This is a genomic window from Alteromonas sp. G5_S2_22_S1 (assembly GCF_054968525.1).
This window is the reverse complement of record NZ_JBQKUJ010000009.1, coordinates 142121-162813: the sequence shown is the minus strand read 5'-3', so window position 1 is coordinate 162813 and position 20693 is coordinate 142121. Positions and strand designations below refer to the sequence as shown.

At 45.1% G+C, this 20693-nt stretch carries 15 protein-coding genes; 10 read left to right on the top strand and 5 right to left on the bottom strand.

Annotated elements, in window-relative coordinates; translation table 11 throughout:
* Window positions 1-6 precede the first annotated feature (6 nt).
* A complete protein-coding gene (locus tag ACTRWF_RS11685) occupies window positions 7-768 on the top strand; it encodes a CsgG/HfaB family protein (RefSeq protein WP_020746584.1) in 762 nt (253 codons plus the stop codon).
* Between the two features lie 26 nt (window positions 769-794).
* On the opposite strand, the gene ACTRWF_RS11680 is transcribed toward ACTRWF_RS11685, so the two are convergent.
* On the bottom strand, window positions 795-1472 hold the full coding sequence (locus ACTRWF_RS11680; protein ID WP_462835594.1) for a LuxR C-terminal-related transcriptional regulator: 678 nt from the start codon (window positions 1470-1472) through the stop codon (window positions 795-797).
* A 400-nt stretch (window positions 1473-1872) separates the two neighbouring features.
* Here ACTRWF_RS11680 and dld point away from each other — a divergent pair, with 400 nt between their 5' ends.
* Together dld and ACTRWF_RS11670 are read left to right on the top strand one after the other, a co-directional pair.
* On the top strand, window positions 1873-3606 hold the full coding sequence (gene dld, locus ACTRWF_RS11675; protein ID WP_462835593.1) for a D-lactate dehydrogenase: 1734 nt from the start codon (window positions 1873-1875) through the stop codon (window positions 3604-3606).
* A gap of 187 nt (window positions 3607-3793) precedes the next feature.
* Window positions 3794-5824 carry a BCCT family transporter gene (locus ACTRWF_RS11670; protein WP_462835592.1) on the top strand — a complete coding sequence of 677 codons (2031 nt, stop codon included), beginning with the start codon at window positions 3794-3796 and terminating at the stop codon, window positions 5822-5824.
* Between the two features lie 138 nt (window positions 5825-5962).
* Here the strand turns inward: ACTRWF_RS11670 and mmsB are convergent, their stop codons facing one another.
* Together mmsB and ACTRWF_RS11660 are read right to left on the bottom strand one after the other, a co-directional pair.
* Window positions 5963-6838, bottom strand: a complete 876-nt coding sequence (gene mmsB / locus ACTRWF_RS11665; RefSeq protein WP_012519690.1) for a 3-hydroxyisobutyrate dehydrogenase — start codon at window positions 6836-6838, stop codon at window positions 5963-5965.
* A 14-nt stretch (window positions 6839-6852) separates the two neighbouring features.
* The gene (locus tag ACTRWF_RS11660; RefSeq protein WP_012519689.1) at window positions 6853-8352 is read right to left on the bottom strand and encodes a CoA-acylating methylmalonate-semialdehyde dehydrogenase; all 1500 of its coding nucleotides are present in this window, start codon (window positions 8350-8352) and stop codon (window positions 6853-6855) included.
* Between the two features lie 98 nt (window positions 8353-8450).
* On the opposite strand from ACTRWF_RS11660, the gene ACTRWF_RS11655 reads away from it, so the two are divergent.
* The 7 genes from ACTRWF_RS11655 to ACTRWF_RS11625 all read left to right on the top strand — a co-directional run bounded on the left by ACTRWF_RS11655 (window position 8451) and on the right by ACTRWF_RS11625 (window position 18868).
* Window positions 8451-9335 (top strand): LysR family transcriptional regulator, encoded by an 885-nt coding sequence (locus ACTRWF_RS11655; protein ID WP_043960530.1) that lies wholly within the window; start codon window positions 8451-8453, stop codon window positions 9333-9335.
* Window positions 9336-9479: 144 nt separating this feature from the next.
* A complete protein-coding gene (locus ACTRWF_RS11650) occupies window positions 9480-10739 on the top strand; it encodes a sensor histidine kinase (RefSeq protein WP_024016922.1) in 1260 nt (419 codons plus the stop codon).
* Window positions 10736-11419, top strand: coding sequence for a response regulator transcription factor (locus tag ACTRWF_RS11645; protein WP_071969687.1), 684 nt, complete (start codon window positions 10736-10738; stop codon window positions 11417-11419). The genes ACTRWF_RS11650 and ACTRWF_RS11645 overlap by 4 nt, the downstream gene beginning before the upstream one ends.
* 136 nt (window positions 11420-11555) lie before the next feature.
* On the top strand, window positions 11556-13073 hold the full coding sequence (exaC, locus tag ACTRWF_RS11640; RefSeq protein WP_020746578.1) for an acetaldehyde dehydrogenase ExaC: 1518 nt from the start codon (window positions 11556-11558) through the stop codon (window positions 13071-13073).
* 39 nt (window positions 13074-13112) lie between these two features.
* Entirely contained in the window at window positions 13113-15209 is a 2097-nt protein-coding gene (locus tag ACTRWF_RS11635) for a 4Fe-4S binding protein (protein WP_462835591.1), read from the top strand.
* Window positions 15178-16368, top strand: a complete 1191-nt coding sequence (gene nosP / locus ACTRWF_RS11630) for a nitric oxide-sensing protein NosP (RefSeq protein WP_462835590.1) — start codon at window positions 15178-15180, stop codon at window positions 16366-16368. The genes ACTRWF_RS11635 and nosP overlap by 32 nt, the downstream gene beginning before the upstream one ends.
* Window positions 16355-18868, top strand: coding sequence for an ATP-binding protein (locus ACTRWF_RS11625; protein ID WP_462835589.1), 2514 nt, complete (start codon window positions 16355-16357; stop codon window positions 18866-18868). The genes nosP and ACTRWF_RS11625 overlap by 14 nt, the downstream gene beginning before the upstream one ends.
* A 13-nt stretch (window positions 18869-18881) precedes the next feature.
* Here the strand turns inward: ACTRWF_RS11625 and ACTRWF_RS11620 are convergent, their stop codons facing one another.
* Both ACTRWF_RS11620 and ACTRWF_RS11615 read right to left on the bottom strand, forming a co-directional pair.
* A complete protein-coding gene (locus ACTRWF_RS11620) occupies window positions 18882-19541 on the bottom strand; it encodes a response regulator (protein ID WP_014950680.1) in 660 nt (219 codons plus the stop codon).
* Between the two features lie 273 nt (window positions 19542-19814).
* Window positions 19815-20675, bottom strand: a complete 861-nt coding sequence (locus ACTRWF_RS11615) for a hypothetical protein (protein ID WP_462835588.1) — start codon at window positions 20673-20675, stop codon at window positions 19815-19817.
* Between the last annotated feature and the right edge of the window lie 18 nt (window positions 20676-20693).

Sequence of the window (20693 nt, the reverse complement as noted above, 5' to 3'; positions counted from 1 at the left end):
AAACACATGAGAAGTACCGTATTTTTATTATTGGCTATAGCACTTTCTGGCTGCCAATCAATTACCAACACGCTGCCGCCAGATACGACTGCGGCAGGGATCATTAAAGACAGCGAAACCCTTTCGGAAGTAAAAAGCTTACCCGCACCTATGGGGCAAATTCCCGTTTCCGTTTATGCGTTCAGAGACCAGACAGGCCAGTACAAACCCAGTACGGGGGCCAGTTCTTTTTCTACCGCAGTGACGCAAGGTGCTACGTCGATTCTTGTTCAAACCTTGAGTGAAACATCGTGGTTCTTACCTGTAGAACGTGAAGGTTTACAAAACATTCTTACCGAGCGAAAAATTATCCGTGCAGATGAAAGCAATGGTAGTGAATTGCCCCCGCTTACCACGGCTAGAATCATTATTGAAGGCGGTATAATCAGCTACGATACGAACATTCGTACAGGGGGCGCTGGCGTGGAATATTTTGGCATTGGCGCAAGTGAACTATTCCGGGAAGATCAGATCTCCATTTATATGCGGGCGGTTGATGTAAGAACAGGGCAAGTACTAGTGTCGGTTTCTACCTCTAAAAAAGTATTGAGCCAAGAAGTAAGAGCTGGGCTCTTTAGGTACGTATCGCTAAAGCGCCTGCTTGAAGCTGAGACAGGGTATACCACCAATGAACCTATGTTCGAGTGCGTTAAGCAAAGTATAGAAAAAGCGGTGACCGAATTGGTACTGCAGGGCATGGAAAAGGGCGTATGGCGCGCTAAAGCGTAGGCGCCACACGCACGTAAGGAGAGTACTTAATAACTTACTTGCTGTGGCTGACTAAACTGATGATCGAACCACTTAATGAGCTCTACGCGGTTGCGGCAGTCAGTTTTCCTGAAAATACTGTACACATGAGTTTTCACCGTATTGACGCTGATGTGTAAACAATCCGCAATCTCTTGATTTTGCGCGCCATCTGCAATTTTGCGCGTAATGGCTAGTTCTCGTTTGGTTAGGACTGTAGTTGACGATTGAAGCGCAGCAACCGGCTTAGTTTTTGGCACAAGATTGGCATCAATATAGCGGCTCATAATTTCGCGACTAAACCATTTGTTACCTGCCTGAACCTGCTGAACACCTCTAACTAACAACTCTAAACTATCTTCGATATGAAAAACCCCATTGATGCCGTGCTGAAGTGCCGCGTAATGAAAATCGATGTCGGCTTGTGGAACATTGAAAATAACTTTGTTCAAATCGGGATAATCATTAACAACGGGCAAGTTGAGCATGGCGACTGAGTCGCAATACTGGGCATCTATAAAGAAGGTATAGGTATTGTTTAAAACGCTACGTGGTGGGTGTATAGCACCACTGGTAACGCTGAATCCACACGACGGTAAAATACTAAGGAATCGTTCATAAGCTTCGTCCCTTCTTGTATTTTCGCCGTAACTATTTCTTGTTAGTACGAACGCGTGATGTGACATGAAAGCTCCTTTTCGTGATTATCAACCTTACGAACTATACAAGGTCTTTACAATACTCCATTAGCCTTACTTGACCGACCAAAGCGTAACAAAATGTTACAGTGAAAAAGACCTGTAGGCTTGGCTTAAAAGCCTCACGGCTTAACGCTTTAAATCACCTACCATACCTAGTGCCTATCGACTTTATCAATACCAAAATAGTTAAGCGTTTGAAATAAATAAAGTAGCCGAAAAATGCCATAGAAGTTAACCGGCGTAATAGCAGTAGAGAGGTCAGCACAGTGCATTAAATATAAGTAAATTATCTCTAGAAAAAGCGCTCGCCCCCTTTGTTAAAATTGGCGTTAGTGTATAGTTCATCACCACATTATTTCTTCCCATTTGAAACATAGAGAGAGCCATGACCGTAAATGTTGACACTCAGTCTTTGATTGCATCTATGCGAGATGTAGTAGGGCAAGCCTATTTGTTAACTGATCAAGCGAAAAAGCAACCGTACACCAAAGGGTTTCGCTTTGGTGCAGGCGAGGCGCTTGCGGTGGTGCGACCCGGTACGCTTGTCGAAATTTGGCGAGTGCTCAAATTATGTGTCGAGGCCGACGTTGCAGTTATCATGCAGGCAGCTAATACTGGCCTAACCGGTGGCTCTACGCCAGATGGTAAAGACTATGACAGACCGCTGGTTATTATCAGCACCATGCGTATTGACGACATACAGTTAGTGGATAGCGGTAAGCAAATCGTAGGGTTAGCGGGCAGTACCCTTTTTGGATTGGAAGAAACGCTAGCGCCTTACGGGCGCGAGCCACACTCGGTGATTGGCTCATCATGCATTGGCGCATCTATTGTGGGCGGTATTTGTAATAACTCTGGCGGCGCATTGGTTAAACGGGGTCCAGCGTACACCGAACTTGCGCTTTTCGCGCAAATTGACGCCAACGGCGATTTATCTCTGGTTAACAACCTAGGTATTAACTTAGGGAGTGAACCGGAAGAGATATTGAATAACCTTGAGAATAAGCGCTACAGCGATGCTGACGTTCAGCATCCGGATGCCCGCGCATCAGATAATGAATATGATGAACGTGTGCGCGACGTAGACTCTGACACACCGTCGCGCTTTAACAACGACGGTAGAAGGCTTCACGAAGCCTCAGGCTGCGCAGGTAAACTCGCGGTGTTTGCCGTGAGACTAGACACTTTCCCTATACCTGAAAAGAAACAGGTGTTTTATGTAGGGTCTAACGATGCTGCGGTTTTCACTAAAGTGCGTCGCGACATACTTTCTACATTTAAAAACTTACCTGATTCAGGCGAATATCTGCACCGCGACTGCTATGACGTATCTAAAAAGTATGGCAAAGATATGTTTATCGTTATCAGTAAACTTGGCGCGAAATTTATTCCGAAGCTATTTGCTTTTAAACGCAAGTTCGACGCATTTACCGACAAACTTGGTTTTCTACCCAACAAAATGTCAGACCGTGTTATGCAATATATGAGCTACTTGTTCCCAAGTCATTTGCCTAAGCGCATGGAAGAGTACAGAGACAAGTATCAACATCATTGGATTTTGGAAATGAGTAACGACGGGGTAGAAGAAGCTAAAGCCTACCTTGATGAATTCTTCAAAACGAATGAAGGTAGCTATTTCGAGTGTACGCAAGAAGAAGCGGATAAAGCAATTTTACACCGCTTTGTTGCCGGTGGCGCGATTGGTCGCTACCACGTGATGCACAGTAAAGAAGTGGGCGCCATGATGACCATCGACGTCGCGCTTCGCCGTAATGACCCAGATTGGTTTGAAGTTTTGCCTAAAGAAATAGACGACCAGATTGACACTAAGCTTTATTATGGTCACTTGTTTTGCCATGTTATGCACCAAAACTACGTATTGAAAAAAGGGGCCGATGCCAAACTGCTGAAAGGCAAAATTTTAGAAACCTTTGACGCGAGAAACGCGGAATACCCAGCAGAACATAACGTGGGGCACGAATATTTTGCGAAAGACGCGCTTAAAAACTTCTACCGAGAGTTAGACCCTACCAACAGCTTCAACCCGGGCATAGGTAAAACCACCAAGCGTAAAAATTGGGCCGAGCAGAGCGGCGGATGCTGCGGCGGAAACCATTAGGCTTAACTTAAGCGTTAAATACGACAAGGCTGCTGATTTTTGTGTTAAACAAAGGTCAGCCGCCTCATGTTCTATCAACCCATCACGTAAACCAATCTGAACCAAACTAACCACCTTTCAGTAGAAAAAAGAAGTTTATTATGTAGTTGCAGGGTTTGATTTTCCTGTCAATTAAAAAGGACTTGATATGAAAGGCAAAGTACAAAGCTCTACCATTCTGCTTCCTGTATTTATCCCCGCGGTCGCGATCATTTTACTTCTGGTTATTGGAACAATCAGTGACCCTGAGCTTGCCGGCGAAGCTTTCAGCAGTACGTTAGCCTGGATAACTCAGACCTTTGGCTGGTTTTATATGTTATCAGTGGCAATTTTCCTTGTGTTTATTGTCTCGGTTGCAGCGTCGGGATGGGGAAATATCAAGTTAGGTCCCGACCACGCTGAAGCGCAATACAGTTTTCCAGAATGGTTTTCAATGTTATTTTCGGCAGGGTACGGTGTGGCGCTGCTTTACTTTGGCGTGGCAGAGCCAGTACTACACTACTCATCACCGCCAGCCGGTGCCGCTGAAACGGTTGATGCAGCAAAACAGGCAATGCAAATCGCGTTTTTCCACTGGGGGTTTCATATATGGGCGATTTACGGGCTTGTGGGCCTCGTTCTTGCGTACTTTGCCTTTCGTCACGGGCTCCCGCTTTCCATTCGCTCTGCGCTATATCCGCTAATAGGTGATAAAATTTATGGTCCTATTGGGCACGCGGTAGATGTATTCGCTATTCTCGGTACCCTGTTTGGTATTGCTACCACGCTGGGGCTATCTGTTACGCAGATAAATGCAGGGCTCAATTATCTCTCTGGCGATATCCCAATCGATATCATGGTGCAGGTAGGCACTATCGCTATTGTGACTATCGCAGCCACTATATCGGTTATTGCCGGGATGGATAAGGGCATAAAACGGCTATCAATTATTAATATGCTACTGGCAGTTTCTCTTATGAGTACTGTGTTTATTATGGGTGAAACCATTCATATTCTGGAAACCTTCCTTCAGAACACTGGAAGCTATATCAGCGGGATTGTCGAGCGTACTTTTAATCTGCAGGCCTACAGTCGCAGCGACTGGATTGGTAACTGGACGCTGTTTATTTTCGGTTGGACTATTGCCTGGGCACCATTTGTGGGAATGTTCATCGCCAAAATTAGTCGCGGTCGAACCATTCGTCAGTTTGTTTTCGGTGTCATGCTGGTGCCCACTATTTTTACCTTCCTTTGGTTTTCAGTGTTTGGTGATACAGCCCTTAATGCAATAATGAATCAAGGCGTGACAACACTTATTAGCGACGTCCAAGAAAACGAAGCCGTTGCCTTATTCAAGCTTTACGACCTGCTCCCTGGTGCGTCAATTATGTCGGGGCTGACGGTACTACTTATCATCACCTTTTTTGTGACGTCATCAGATTCGGGATCGTTAGTTATTGACTCTCTTGCATCTGGCGGTCTAGAAGAAAGCCCTGTATGGCAACGTATATTTTGGGCGTTTTTAGAAGGTACGGTCGCAGCGGTACTGCTTTTAGCGGGTGGGCTCAACGCCCTTCAAACCATGACTATAGCCAGTGCTTTGCCATTTGCTTTTATCATGCTTATCGCTGCCGCCGGTCTTTGGCGCGCGCTCGTCATCGAAGGCTATAGAAATAGCAGCTTGCAAGCTAATACATTGAACAGAAACCGCGGTCGAGCGGCAAACCTCAAAGGGCGACTGGCGGCGATGGTCGAATACCCTAGTCGTGACGTGGTTCATGACTTCATTAAAAATACGGTGACTGAAGCGATGAGAGACGTACAGTCTGCGCTTAAGGCACGGGAGTGGAAAGCGCACGTTGAATTTGATGAAGACATGGTAAGGGCGACCTTCACTGTGGAACGACATGAGCATATGGACTTCATCTATGATATCCGCATAACCGAGTATTTAGTCCCAGGTTTCAGCTATGCTGAAGTGCGCTCAGAAGATGATGAGTCAGAGAAATACTATCGCGCTGAAGTGTTCTTGCGTCGCGGCGGTCAAGCCTACGATATTTATGGCTATGAAAAGGAGAGTATAGCTAAGGATATCTTGGATCAGTTTGAAAGCTACTTGCATTTCCTTGATACCAGTCCAGGGGAACTTCCTTGGGAAATGGATGCTTACGACGATATGCTGCAAAAACCGGAAAGGTAGCAAAGCCGTTTTTACACCTTGTAAAATAAAGGGAAAGCAAACTTGCTTTCCCTTATTATCCCCTAGTACCTGGGTGTTGACCTCAGCGCTTTTTTCCCGTTATTACGCTCATCGTAATGAAACATAAAAGCTTATATACTATGCCAGTCGATTAATTATCGATGAGAAATCCATCCCTGCATTGCCTTCATCGCAATGCATTTCAAACCACTTTGCAGCAAGCTCACCCATAGGTACTTGGGCATTTACGCCCTTCGCGCCCTGCATGGCAAGACCTAAATCTTTAAGCATAAGTGCAGAAGCGAAACCGCCGGCAAAATCGTTATCAGCAGGGGTTTGTGGCCCTACACCTTTAACAGGGCAATAGGTGGTCATTGACCACGTTTGGCCCGACGCATTAGATGCAATATCGAAAAATACCTGCGCGTCTAACCCGAGTTTCTGGGCGAGCTGGAAGCTTTCACACGTCGCAATCATGGTCGCGCCAAGTAACATGTTGTTACAAATCTTCGCAGCTTGCCCTGCGCCGTGGCCGCCTGCGTGAACAATCTTTTTACCCATGGCGCCAAGTGCGCCTTGGGCTTTATCGAACGCGTCAGCATCTCCTCCCACCATAAAGGTAAGTGTGCCGCTCGCAGCAGCGGCAACACCACCTGATACAGGGGCATCAAGCATCTTAAGGCCTTTTTTCTCAGCGAGCTCTGATACGCTCTTGGCCGTTTCTACATCGATGGTCGAACAGTCAATTAATAAGGTGCCGTCACGCACGTTATCGAGGATCTGATTTGAATAGATATCCTTAACATGTTTACCCGCAGGCAGCATGGTGATGACGATGTCAGCTTCAGATACAGCTTGCTCGGTACTTTGTGCAATAATACAGCCTGCATCTTTGGCTTTTGCCAGTGCCGCTTCGCTTAAATCAAAGGCCATTACCTTGAAATTGTGTTTAACAAGGTTGTCTGCCATGCCTGAGCCCATGTTACCTAGGCCAATAAATGCAACAGTGATCATGATAGTCTCCTCGCTTAGCCCATGGTTGGAATAACAAAAGCATTGTCATTAGTATCTGAACCGTCTGGCCAGCGTTGTGTAATGGTTTTCACCTTGGTCCAGAACTTCACACCTTCCATACCGTGTTGATTAGTATCGCCAAAGGCTGAGCGTTTCCAGCCGCCAAATGTATGGTAGGCAACCGGCACTGGAATTGGTACGTTGATACCTACCATTCCCACGTTAACGCGCTGTGCAAATTCACGTGCTGCATGACCGTTTCGGGTGTACATAGCAACGCCGTTACCGTATTGATGGTCACTTGCTAAATTAACGGCTTCATTGAAATCTTTGGCGCGAACCATTTGCAGCACGGGGCCAAAAATCTCTTCTTGGTATGAGCGCATGTTTTTGGTTACGTGATCAAAGAACGTCGGCCCGATGAAATAGCCGTGGCTGTCACTTGGGATTTGACTTGTTCTGCCGTCGTAAACAAGCTCTGCGCCTTCTTCTATAGCAAGGTCGATATAGCTTTCAACGCGCTCTTTGTGGGCGGCGGTAACGACAGGGCCATAGTGGGCGTTAGGATCTTCGCTATGGCTTACCATGATGTTTTTGATAGCCGGAATAAGTTTAGCTTTGAGTTTTTCGGCGGTTTCATCGCCGACAGGAACCACAACCGGTAGTGCCATACAGCGTTCACCGGCGCTACCATAGGCAGCACCTACCAAGTCCGTTACCACCTGATCAAGATCGGCATCAGGCATTACGATACCGTGGTTTTTCGCGCCGCCCATTGCTTGAACCCGCTTTCCTGCACGAGCGCCGCGCTCATACACGTAGTTAGCAATATCAGAAGAACCCACGAAGCTTACTGCTTTAATGGTTTGATCATCTAAAATTCTGTCTACCACTTCTTTGTTACCGTGAACAACGTTAAGCACGCCTGCAGGAAGGCCCGCTTCTATCATAAGTTTCGCTAATTCAATAGGAACAGAAGGATCGCGCTCTGATGGCTTTAATATAAAGGCATTACCGCAGGCAATGGCCACGCCGAACATCCACATAGGGATCATGGCAGGGAAATTAAACGGGGTGATACCGGCAACAACGCCTAACGCTTGGCGCATTGAGTATACGTCTATGCCCGGACCTGCGCCTTCCGTGTATTCACCCTTTTGCGCATGAGGAATGCCGCAAGCAAACTCGATAACTTCAAGGCCACGCTGAATATCACCCTGCGCATCAACCAACACTTTGCCGTGCTCACTTGATAACAGCGCCGCTAGACGGTCGCGATTGGCTTCAACGAGCTCTTTAAATTTAAACATGACACGAGCCCGTCGCTGAGGGTTAGTGGCCGCCCATTCAACTTGCGCAGCTTGAGCTGTTTCTATAGCGTGGCTTAGCGTTGAAGCATTTGCTAGACTTACTTCTGCCTGAACTTCACCGGTATTAGGCGCAAATACCGATGCGGTATTTTCACTGCTATCTTCAAAGTCTTTACCTGCAATAAAGTGAACAATCTTTCTCATGATCTGGCTCCTGTAATTTTTAACAATATTGAAACCTTGTGTTTGCAGTAGCAATACATATACTTGCAGTATTATGCTGTAAAAATGCAGGTGCTAAAGTGAATTGGGATGACATGCGGTTATTTCTTGGTTTGGCAAGAAATGGGCGGGTAGCTATTGCAGCTAAGGGGATGAAGGTAGATCCTACAACGCTCATTCGTCGTGTAAAAAAGCTGGAAGACTCTTTAAACTGTAAATTATTCGAGCTAACCAAAAAAGGCTATGTACTTACCACTCATGGCACAGAGTTGGTCACGTATATTGAGAAAGCCGAGCATTATTTTTTAGAAGCGCAAAATGAACTGGACGATGAGCGTTCACACTTAGCCGGTACTATTCGAGTGAGCGTTTCAGAAGGGTTTGGTAGCTGGTTTTTAGCGCCTTTACTACCAGATTTTAAAAAGCGGTATCCGGGCATAAGTATTGAGCTTGTAGCAACCAGTGGTTTTTTAAACCTGAATAAGCGGGAAGCCGATATGGCTATCCTGTTGGAAAAGCCCAGTAGAGGCTTGTTGGTGACTCAAAAGCTTACCGATTACAATCTTTACCTTTACACTCACCAGTCACTTATCAAAAAACGAAAGCCTGAAACTTTGCAGGACTTAACATCGTATAATCTCGTCAGCTATGTGCCCGATTTGGTATACGCGCCGCAATTAAAGTTCATTGAAGAGACCGCTTTGTCACAGTTAAGTGCGCTTCGCAGCACCAGTATTAACGCGCAGTATCAAATGCTTATTAATGGCGCTGGCGTAGGCATTTTGCCTAAATTTATGGCTGAAACTCAGCCAGGTTTAGTTAGGCTAATCGAAAACGACATTCACATTAAGCGCACATTTTGGTTGGCAACGCATAAGGAAACTCACTCTCAAGCCCGTTTCCAAGTTTTTACGCATTGGCTTCAAGAAAAGGTTGAGCGTTACCAATCGCGATTTATTGATTAAGCGAACTGACTAAGCTCTACGTTCCACTATTTAAAGGGGCATTTATCCTACCTTGGTAGGATGAATTCGCCCCTATTGCAGGATGTGCTTTTCACCGCGGCCTGTATAGCATGACTCTGTATTAAAGGGGTTGCAGAGGCAGTTATGTCGGGTTTTACAAAAATATCTACAGCGATAGTGGCCGTTTTCATTAGCTGTTTTTTACTCTTTACCTGTCTTGTTTATTTTCATATACAAAACAATATTGAAGAAGAAATGACAGGCGCACTTAACCAAGTGCGGGAAATGGTCAGACGCAATGTACCTGTTTCTGACATTGAGGCTATTGTTAAGCCAAGTCCTCATTTATCTGCCAAATACTTTTCAGGGCGCTTGAGCACAGACCAAACTCAAGTAAACATCGTTAACCAGCAAAATGTATTAGTGCCCGTTATTATCCCCATAAAAGAGAATCAGTACCTTATTGTCACTCCTTTCGAGAATACGGAGTTAACCCAAAACCTTACGTTTTTTGCTTTAGTGGCAGGCCTTTTCTTTGCAACATTTGTTTTACTACTGTTTACATTAAGCATTGCCGTCAGGCAGCGGCTTGTGCCATTAAAACAGCTTGGCGACGCGCTTTCGAAGTTACGAGAAGGTAAAGCCACACAGCCGCTTCCTCACTCAGATATTGCTGAAATGAACAGGGTAATTAACCAATTCCAGCAGCTAAAAAGCGCGCTAGATGCCAAAGAAAAGCAGCTGATTAAAATCGACAAACAATTGGCGCTACTTCAAGAGCAAGAGCGGAACTATTTAGCCAGGGAGCTTCACGACAACGTGGGGCAATTGCTGACTACGATAAAAGCTCATGCGTATATTCTAGTCAACACTAAAGAGCGTTCGGTGGTAGAGCTTTCGGCTCAGAAAGTGCAGGTGATGTCACACCAAATAAGTGACGCTATAAGAAAACTCACGGCTCACCTTCACCCTCTTGTACTAGATAGAGTATCGCTACAGGCATCGCTTGAGCGCTTAGTATATGAACAAGAAGTAGCGCAACCTGGCACTCAATGGGACGTATCAATTAACCTGAAGCGGTATCAGGAGGATACCGAGCGCGACATCCATCTTTATCGTTTTGTTCAAGAAGCCATTAACAACGTAATTAAACACGCTAAAGCCACAAAGGTTAGCATTCAAATTTTTGGCGATACGCATAGCGTCACTGTGACAGTTAAAGACAATGGTCGAGGCCTTGGAAATCATATAGTAGAAAATATTGGAATGTCGTCAATGCGAAGTCGGGCACGCTGTATTGGCGCAAATTGTAGCGTCGCATCGCCCGATGAAGGCGGAGTTGCCGTGTCGCTCTCTCTAACACTTAGAAAAGAGCCGCCTATGTTAGGCGCAAATGTCGCATGAATATCCTCATTGTAGACGACCACGCCGTGGTAAGAGAGGGCTACAAAGCATTGCTTAACGCCATGATGCCTGATTGTCGTATTTTTGATGCTGAAAACGGTGCACAAACTCATCGCTTATTGGCACACAGTGACATTGAGATCCTAATTCTCGATATCAACCTTTCCAATGAAAGCGGCCTTGTTCTGGCCAAGATATTTTTAAAACGGCACCCGGAGTTAAAAATCATTTTTTTTAGCATGTTCGAAGACAGTGTCATCCTTCACCGCGCCATGCAAACGGGGGCCATGGGTTACATCAGTAAAAGTAGTTCCCCAGAAATTCTTATCTCAGCTATTAAGGTTGTTGCAAAAGGGCAAAAGTATATTGAGCGCGGGCTGGCGGTAAATTTAGCCAACCAGCTTCTCGATACCAGTGTGGATATTGCCGATAAACTAACAAAACGAGAGTTCGAGATATTTATAGCGATAGCGATGAATAAATCCCGCTTCGATATTGCTAACGAGCTAGGCCTGTCTGCCAAAACCGTGTCAAATGGACTGACGGTGATTAAGCGTAAACTCAATGCGGTGCCCTCTCAGTTTTCTGCCATTGCCGCCAAGCACGGTTATATCGGAGATACGGAACTTTCTGCGTCAGCATCTGTGTCATTTGTTAAAAATAGTGAGAAGTCGTCATAGGTTTCCCCTCCTAAAGTAGGAGTCAAATCGGCCTATTGCATCATGGTGAGCGCGGCCTAAAAGTACCATTATCAAACTACACAACAAACCAAGTTACTGCGCGGGGTACGCGCAACGATATCAAAAGGTATTTCTTATGATTTATGCAAAGCCAGGTAGTGAAGGTTCAGTAGTAAGCTTTAAAGAAAGCTACGGTAATTTTATCAATGGCGAGTGGGTCGCACCGGTTAAAGGTGAGTACTTCACTGCAACATCTCCAGTAGATGGCAGTGATATCGCACAGGTTCCGCGCTCGACATCAGAAGATGTCGAGCTGGCACTCGATGCTGCCCATGCTGCGAAAAAAGGATGGGCAGAAAAATCTGTTGCCGAACGTTCAAATGTCTTACTCAAAATTGCTGACCGCATTGAAGAAAACCTTGAGCTTCTGGCCGTAGCTGAGACATGGGATAACGGTAAGGCCGTTCGTGAAACGCTTAATGCAGACATCCCGCTGTGCGCAGACCACTTCCGTTATTACGCAGGCTGTATTCGCAGCCAAGAAGGTACCATCGGCGAAATTGATAAAAACACGGTGGCGTATCACTTCCACGAACCTTATGGCGTAGTTGGGCAAATCATCCCTTGGAACTTCCCGCTACTTATGGCGGCATGGAAACTTGCGCCAGCGCTTGTTACCGGTAACGTAGTGGTTTTAAAGCCTGCGGAACAAACGCCGGTATCTATTTTATTGTTTGCAGAGCTCATTCAGGATTTATTGCCACCGGGCGTACTTAACATTGTTAACGGGTTCGGCGCAGAAGCGGGGCAAGCCCTTGCTACCAGCACTCGAATTGCAAAAATTGCGTTTACGGGTTCTACACCCGTTGGCGGACATATCCTTCGCTGTGCCGCTGAAAACCTTATTCCATCTACGGTAGAGCTTGGCGGTAAGTCGCCGAACCTGTTCTTCGCAGATATCATGGACCATGAGCCTGAGTTTATCGATAAGTGTGCCGAAGGTTTAGTGCTTGGCTACTTCAACCAAGGTGAAGTATGTACATGCCCCTCACGCGCGATTATCCAAGAAGACATTTATGATGCCTTCATGGAAAAAGTATTGGAAAAAATTCAGAAGATCAAACGCGGTAACCCACTAGACACAGAAACCATGGTGGGGGCGCAGGCATCTAACGAGCAGTTTGAAAAAATCCTTAAGTATATTGATATTGGTAAGTCTGAAGGCGCGCAAGTTGTCACCGGTGGTGAGAAAGAGCAATTACCGGGTTTCGATGATGGCTACTACATTCAGCCGACTATCTTGAAGGGTGAAAACCACATGCGTGTTTTCCAAGAAGAGATTTTTGGCCCTGTTATCGCGGTGCAAACCTTTAAAACGGAAGAAGAGGCCATTGAAATTGCCAACAACACGAGCTTTGGCTTAGGCGCAGGCGTATGGAGCCGCGATGCGAATGTAGCATTCCGCGTAGGTCGAGCGATTGAAGCAGGTCGCGTATGGACGAACTGTTATCACTTGTATCCAGCTCACGCTGCATTTGGCGGCTACAAAAAATCGGGCATTGGCCGCGAAACCCACAAGATGATGCTAGATCACTACCAGCAGACAAAAAATCTATTGGTAAGCTACGACATCAACCCACTTGGTTTCTTCTAAGTAGAGATAGGGCGGCGATTACTGCCGCCCGCTACTTTTATGCGCATCGCATTTATCTCAATCATTTTCTTGCTGTTTCTCAGTACCAATGTGTTGGCGCAATCTGACGCCACAGACATTCCAGCAGACATTAACAAAATATTTCCCAACGCTACACGCGTGGGGGAAATGCACACCGACATCAAGGTAACCCCGGTCTATCAGCTTCAACAGCTACTCGGATACGTTTTTGAGTCGAATGACTTTGTCGACTTCATTGGCTTTTCAGGTAAACCTGTTAACGTAGTGATAGGGTTAGACCCCCAAGGTAACTTTATTGATCTTTTCGTCAAACAGCACAGCGAGCCGATTTTTTTGCATGGGCTTGGCGAGAAATCCATGTTTGATTTCGTTGCTCAATATCAAGGGCACAGTGTCAAAGAGCGTTTTATCATTGGTGGGAAAAGCAATGTAGGCAAAGACGCTACCTATTTTGATGGGGTTACGAAAGCCACCGTATCGGTGCTGGTTATCAACGATACCATCGTGACATCTGCATTAGCCGTCGCCAGAGCTAAGCTCGATGGCTTTGTTGCGCCTAGTAATAATATTATTAATCCAGACTTTTACGAACCTCTTACTTTTAGCGAATTGGTGGACAAGGGCTACATTCAAAAGCACCAGATTACTCAGCAAAATACCGAAGGCCTTTCGAGAGAAGTGGTTCGGGCGGTTGACGATATCCAAAGCGAGTTTGCTCTTGATGGTGACATCATTGCCGAGCACTACTATGCGTTTTTAAGTCTTCCTATTGTGGGGAAAAACCTGCTAGATGAAGAGGAATTTGCTCGGTTACAGGAAAATCTAAATCCGGGTGAAATGGCACTGATGGTGCTGAATACGAAAGGTTTCAGTTTTATCAGCGATGAGTTTATTCCCCAAACCACACCTGAGCATTTACGGGTGTCTCAAGGCGGCTTTCCCACAGCTATCCGCGATATCGATTTTTATAGCTTCTATGACCCCGCATTTTCACAAGCATTGCCCGACTACAACGAGGTCAAAGTACTTAGAGTAAAATCGAAAGGTGGGCTGTCACTTGACCAAGAAATGGAACTCGCAATCAGTGTGCCGTTTAAGCCAAGTTTCTTCGAGCAAGATGAGCACCTGTTCCCTTTGAAAGTGACGCTGCCTAGTGAACTGTTTATGGAAAATCCTGAGGCTCAGTTAGCGAAGCCCATTCCGTTGTGGCAGAAAATTTGGAGGGACAGAACCTTAACGATAAGCATCACTGTTGTTTATCTTGTAGCGCTGTCGTTGTTTTTTGCATTCCAGCAGAGGCTAACGCCTTACACCAAGTTTGTGCATACAGTGCGGGCATTTTCCCTTGCGTTCGTGCTGTTTTTTATTGGCTTTTACGCCCAAGGGCAACTGTCGGTTGTCAACATATACACGCTTCTACTGGATATTGTCGATGGATTTTCCTTAGAGGTATATCTTCTCGACCCGGTCATTTTTATTTTGTGGAGCTTTGTATTTGTCTCGTTGTTTATCGTAGGGCGGGGACTATTTTGTGGCTGGCTTTGCCCCTTCGGCGCACTCCAGGAAATGATGGGAATACTGGCTGAAAAGCTCAGGATAAAACAAATCAGAATTAAGCCTCAGCACCACAAACGGGCGCAAAAAATTAAATATGTGTTGCTTATAGGTCTCGTTGCGTGCTCATTCTACTCGCTAAACCTTGCGGAGAAGCTGGCTGAGATAGAGCCTTTTAAAACGTCCATAACCTTACACTTTGTTCGATACTGGCCCTTTGTGCTGTATTCGGTTTTATTGCTGCTACTTAGCTTAAAAATTCATAAAGTGTACTGCCGTTATTTGTGTCCGCTCGGTGCGGGGCTTGCTATATTAGGTCACTTTCCTTTAGTTAAGCTACTTACCCGTAAAGACGCTTGTGGCAATCCATGTCAGCTGTGTAAGCAGAAAAAATGTGGGATTGATGCTATAGAGCAAGACGGCAGCATTGATTATGCTGAATGTATTCAGTGCCTTGAGTGTGTGGTTACATTAGATAACCCTGACTTGTGCAAAATTGATAAATATAAAAAGAAAAAGGTGCCAACGCGTGTCAAAAACCTCAATCCTGTCCGCACTTAGTCAACCTGCTAATAGCCAGGTTAACAATGACAACCAAGCTAGCTTATACGGTGCTAAAGAAGCCTGTCGCGATGTGGCCAATGAGATTTTAGCTAACGTTAAGTGCGATGAAATAGAGCTATTACTCTTTCATACCAGCACGCTGTTTGACTTAGATGCCGTAGCAAAAGAAATCACCGCACGCTTTCCGCATGTGAACATTGTTGGCTGCACCAGTGCTGGAGAATTCAACAAAAATGGCTACGGAACAGAAAAGCTTTTGGCCGTCGCGTTTTTGAAAAACGAATTTTCTATTGCCACAGCATTGGTGCCTAATTTAGGCGAAGTAAACTTTGATGAAGCCCACGATATTGCCAGCGGTTTGCGCCGAACCTTACAGGGGAGGGAACGTCGCTACGATACCGAGCAGCACTTTGTTATTTCTGTGCTAGATGGACTTACCCGCCATGAAGAGCACTTTTTGGAGACCTTTGCGACCGCATTTGGCAACATTCCACACTTAGGCGGTAGCGCCGGCGACGATTTAAAACTTGAAGCCACCTATGTGTTTTACAACGGTGCATTTCATCGAGACGCAGCAGCATTGCTGCTTGTTGGCACGGGAAAGCCTTTTACTGTTTTTTCAATTGATCATATTAACTCTCCCGTATCGAAGCTTGTAGTAACCCACGCCGATCCTGAATCGAGAACCGTATATGAAATAAATGGTGAACCTGCAGCGCAGTATTACGCTAGCTTGTTGGGGATGAAAGCGGAAGACTTAACGCCCGATGTATTTTCAATGTTTCCTCTTGCTGTGTTGGTTGGCGGAAAATACTTTATTCGCTCTATACAAAAAGTAGACCTTTCCACTAATGGCATAACGTTTTATTGCGCTGTCGATATCGGGATTATTCTTACCTTTGTTCAATTAGGTGATTGTATTGAAGCGTTAGAGGGTAAATTAGATGAGCTACGCACGCAATTGGGCGAACCCGCGTTTGTCTATGCCTGTGACTGTTTCCTTCGAAGATTGGAAATTCAACAAGGTAAAAACGATCATGAGATAAAGCGCTTACAGCAAAAATACAAGGTTGCAGGCTTCAATGCCTACGGAGAGCATATTCATTCGGTGCATCTGAATCAAACGTTTACGGGGGTGTATTTTGCAGACCAATAATCACCTAACCGACGTTGAAGCGCTTCAAAAAGCACTTCACGAACAAAGGCGCGAAAACGAAAAGTTGGAAAAGATAAATGCCGCGCTGATGTATCGGATGGAAGAGGGCGGTTTTAATCATCATAGTTACCGTGCATTCGAGCACTCGGTTCAACTTTCTGAAAAAGTGAGCCAGAAAACAGAGGAGCTTCAATCTGTACTGCAAAAGCTCGAGCAGTCAAATGCAGAGCTGGTGCGCGCGCACGAAGAAACACATCAGGTTAAGCAGCGTTTGCACGATGCCATTGAAAGTACCAATCAGGCGATGGTGTTGCTTGATAAGCTCGGCGGGATCATTTTCTTTAACCGCCACTTTGAAACCGTTTGGGACGACCTTTCCATTACCCCTAAAATTGGTGATAACTATTACGATATTACCCAAGCTGCCAAACATTCTGGGGTTATTCGCCGTGCACTGCCTGCCGACGTGGAAGGTAGGATGATTTACCAGTTGTCGAACAAACGCTGGTATCAGCTGACAAACCGACCGACTCAAGAAGGCGGGAACGTTATTCTGTTTAACGATATCACTGAAGTAAAGCTACTTGAGTCGAATCGCTACGAGCAAGTCATTAAAGAGAAAAATAAATTACTGCAAAGCCTAATAGACAGTATCGACGTGGGTATACTGCTCATTGATAGAGAAGGTGGCATTGCGTTTTGGAATAACACGTTTTTGACCCAATCAAATGTGCCTCAGCACGTACTGGTCAACAGTAAGAATATTTATGCCCTTCAAAATAGCCGTCACTGGAGCGGGCTCAACTTAAACCCGGTTGGGCCAAGTACACAGATTATCCACGAGCAACTGGTCGTTGAACGCAACATCACTACACTGCCCGATGGCAATACGCTGTGCACGTTTACCAATGTTACGTCGCAGCATCACTACGCGGAAACGCTGAAGCAAAACGAAAGCTGGATACGCATGATAACCGATAATGTACCGGCGCTTATTGCTTACATTGGTACCGATAAAAAATTTCAATACACCAACAAAGGCTATCGCGATTGGTACGGCATCAGTGAGCAAGACATCAACGATATGCCAATGGATCGCAGCCACCTGAAAGAGGTTTACTCCAATCTTATTCAGTACTTGCGCCGTGTTAACCAAGGCGAAGTGGTGAGCTTTCAAAGCAAAGAAAAAAATGCTCATGGCGACGTTGGCTTTTTACAAAAAGTTTATTTGCCTCATTTTAATGAGTCTGGCGATATTGCAGGGCATTTTGTGTTGGCCACAGACGTGTCGCAACAGGTAGAAAGCCAGCTTCAGCTTAAAGCGGCGAAAGACCAGTTAGAATCGAATGTTGAAAAGCGTACTCGTGAACTCAACCATGCTAACATTGCCCTTCAAGAAGCCATCGATTCAAAAAGCAAATTTTTGGCTGCTATTAGTCACGATCTTATGCAGCCCCTTAGCGCTGCTATCTTGTTCAATGAAACCTTGAAAGATCAGGTGGATAGTTCATCCAGCCCTATTGTTGCCGCCCTCGATAATTCTCTGTCTGATTTACATGGTCTTATTCGCACGCTAATTGAAACGTCCAAACTAGACGCTGGGGTGTTACAGCCTGACAAACAGCAAGAAAATATATTGCCTTTACTTATGCAGCTTGCTGAGGAATTTACACATATCAGCAAAGACTATAACGTTGATTTTCGCTACCGTTTGAAGGAAGCTTTCGTGGTGACAGACGTGAACTTACTTTCTCGAATATTGCGAAATTTATTAATAAATGCAATGAAATACGGCGCGAACGGCAAGGTGCTACTGGCGGCAAGAAAGGTGAATGAGAACTTGGAAATCAGCATCTATGATCAAGGTTTGGGTATAAGCGAAGACGATCAGAAAGTTATTTTTAAAGAGTTTTCCAGGTTAGAAAACGATTTTAACTATTCTTACAGTTTGGGGCTGGGCTTATACATTGTTGATAAAATGAGTAAGCTGCTAGAGCACGATATTCGGGTTTGCTCGAAAGAAGGCGTGGGAGCGTGCTTTAGGGTGTCTATTCCTATTACCGATGCGTGTGATACGAACCAAGAGCAAGATTACCTTTACCACGTGGAGCCATCGTTACCTGACTATATATTAAATAAACACATTTGGCATATTGATAACGATGCCAATATGCGTATAGCCATGCAAACCTTGTTCGCCAATTGGGATATGGAGGTAGACACTTTTTCTGGTATCGATCAGTGCAGTGCTGTAAACAATGGCAGCTTCGATGAGTGCGATATGCTTATCGTCGATTACCACTTAGACGAAGAAGAAACCGGTTTAGACATTGCGAAACGCGTAAAAAAACTTGCGCCCTCAATGCCCATTATGATCTGCACCGCTAATCACTCAAAAGCGTTGGCGAATGAATTGGACGGCACCGATATTCAGTTGCTGCACAAACCTGTTAACTCTTCGGTGCTTAAGGCGGCATTAGTCTCGAGCTTGAAAGGCTAAAAGTAAACAGGCCTTAATTAAATACGTATTGGTTAAAGTCGATATTCGCGGCACTGGCCACTACCTTTACTCGGTTGCTCGCGCCCAACTTTTTAAGAATAGACGAGACATGAGACTTAACCGTGGTTTCAGAAATATTAAGCTCGTAAGCAATCACTTTATTGGCTAACCCTTGAGTTAGGTATTTTAATACAGTCAGTTCTTTTCGTGTTAATGAGCGAATTTGCTCTGGCGAAATACCGTTGTCATTGGTCATGCGTGTTCTGGTAGACGGCGTTCTCAATATCTCTGATGGTAAACACACGTTACCTTCAAAAATACTCTCGATAGATGTGGCTATTTCTTCAATCTTGCTGCTTTTTGAAATAAAGCCAACGGCACCATAAGAAATGGTTTGCAGTATATTTTGCTTTTCCGTTTCAGCGGAAATAATCACTACAGGGACGTTAGGGTGTTGGTTTCGAATTTCTAAAAGTCCGTTTAGGCCACAGGTTTCCGGCATATTTAAATCAAGCATGATTAAGTCGAACTTCGCGTCTTGCTCAAGTAACGTTAACGCTTCAGAAATTGAATTCGCTTCGAGGGTTTCTGAGTCGGGAAACTTTTTCCCTAAAATGGTAATCATTGCGTGACGAAAAATAGGGTGATCGTCAATTATCAGGATACGGTGCATGGTCTTTCCCTAAGCTAAAAAAGCGACATTTGCCGCTGGCCTTGTGACATGTTTGGGCTGGCGTTTTATTTGCAGATAAGCTTGTTTAGTAAGACAAACTTATGACGTAAATGAAACGCTGCAAAGTGACCAAATTTCCTGGAGTATTAAAAGCTAAACAGTCACTTCACATGTTTACAATGTTAACATTAATATAACATTAAGTCAGGCCTAATAAGACTAATGGCTTATAATAAAAAAGCACGTAGGACCAGTGCTGACGGGACTTTCGTTCTATAACTCGTCAAGTAACTGCCTTCTTTTTTCGGCGTATTCTGTTTCGCTAATTAGGTTCGCCTTTTTGAGTGCGTCTAACCGTTTAAAACGGCTAACGATATCGTTTTCTACTGATAAGGGGGCCGACCCGGATATGTCTCTCTGGCTGGGCGTGTTTTCCCTATTCGATGGGGAAAGTGTTTCCTTTTCTACCGATGCTTCAAATGCCAGTTGAGTCGGTGCGACCACCCAGTCGAAGCGATTTTTAGTTTTTAATTCTATGCCAGGTGCGGAAAAAGAGAGTGGGGAATCAAATGAAAACTTTGCTTGTTTCCGATTACCAAAGTCAAAGTCGTATTTTAACAAGCCCTGAGAAGTAGGATCATAAGCCATTTCGTAGGCTTTATTGGCTACTTTGTCGAACTCCCCAATAAGAATATTGAGCTGGTCGTCTGCGATGAAAATACTGCCCGCAACGTAATACGTTTGGGTTTTAAGGCCTGCCAAATAACGCTTCTCTTTACTAAGGGCAAAAATTACGTCTTGCTGAGCAGTCGCTATTCGCAGTGCCTCAGGTAAATAGGCGGCAAGTAACGCAACTTGTTCGTTGGAAAAAAGCGGCGTCGACGTATTTTTGTTTTTAACCACCTGAATAGCGCTAAGTATGGCGGATACATCCTGCTCGTGTAGCGTAAAGGGGTGTTGGTTGGCACGCATGCCGCTGTCTACTTTGCTCGGCTTTTCAACAAGGCGAATAAAATTGTTTTTGTCCTCCTGAAATATGACCTGTGCGTCTGCGATATGTACTGTCGTTATGAAGAGTAGGGCTAACAGAATGGGTTGAGCTGAACGTAATGAAAATAGAGATATATTTTTCATGATCTTTCCTTTTTCAAT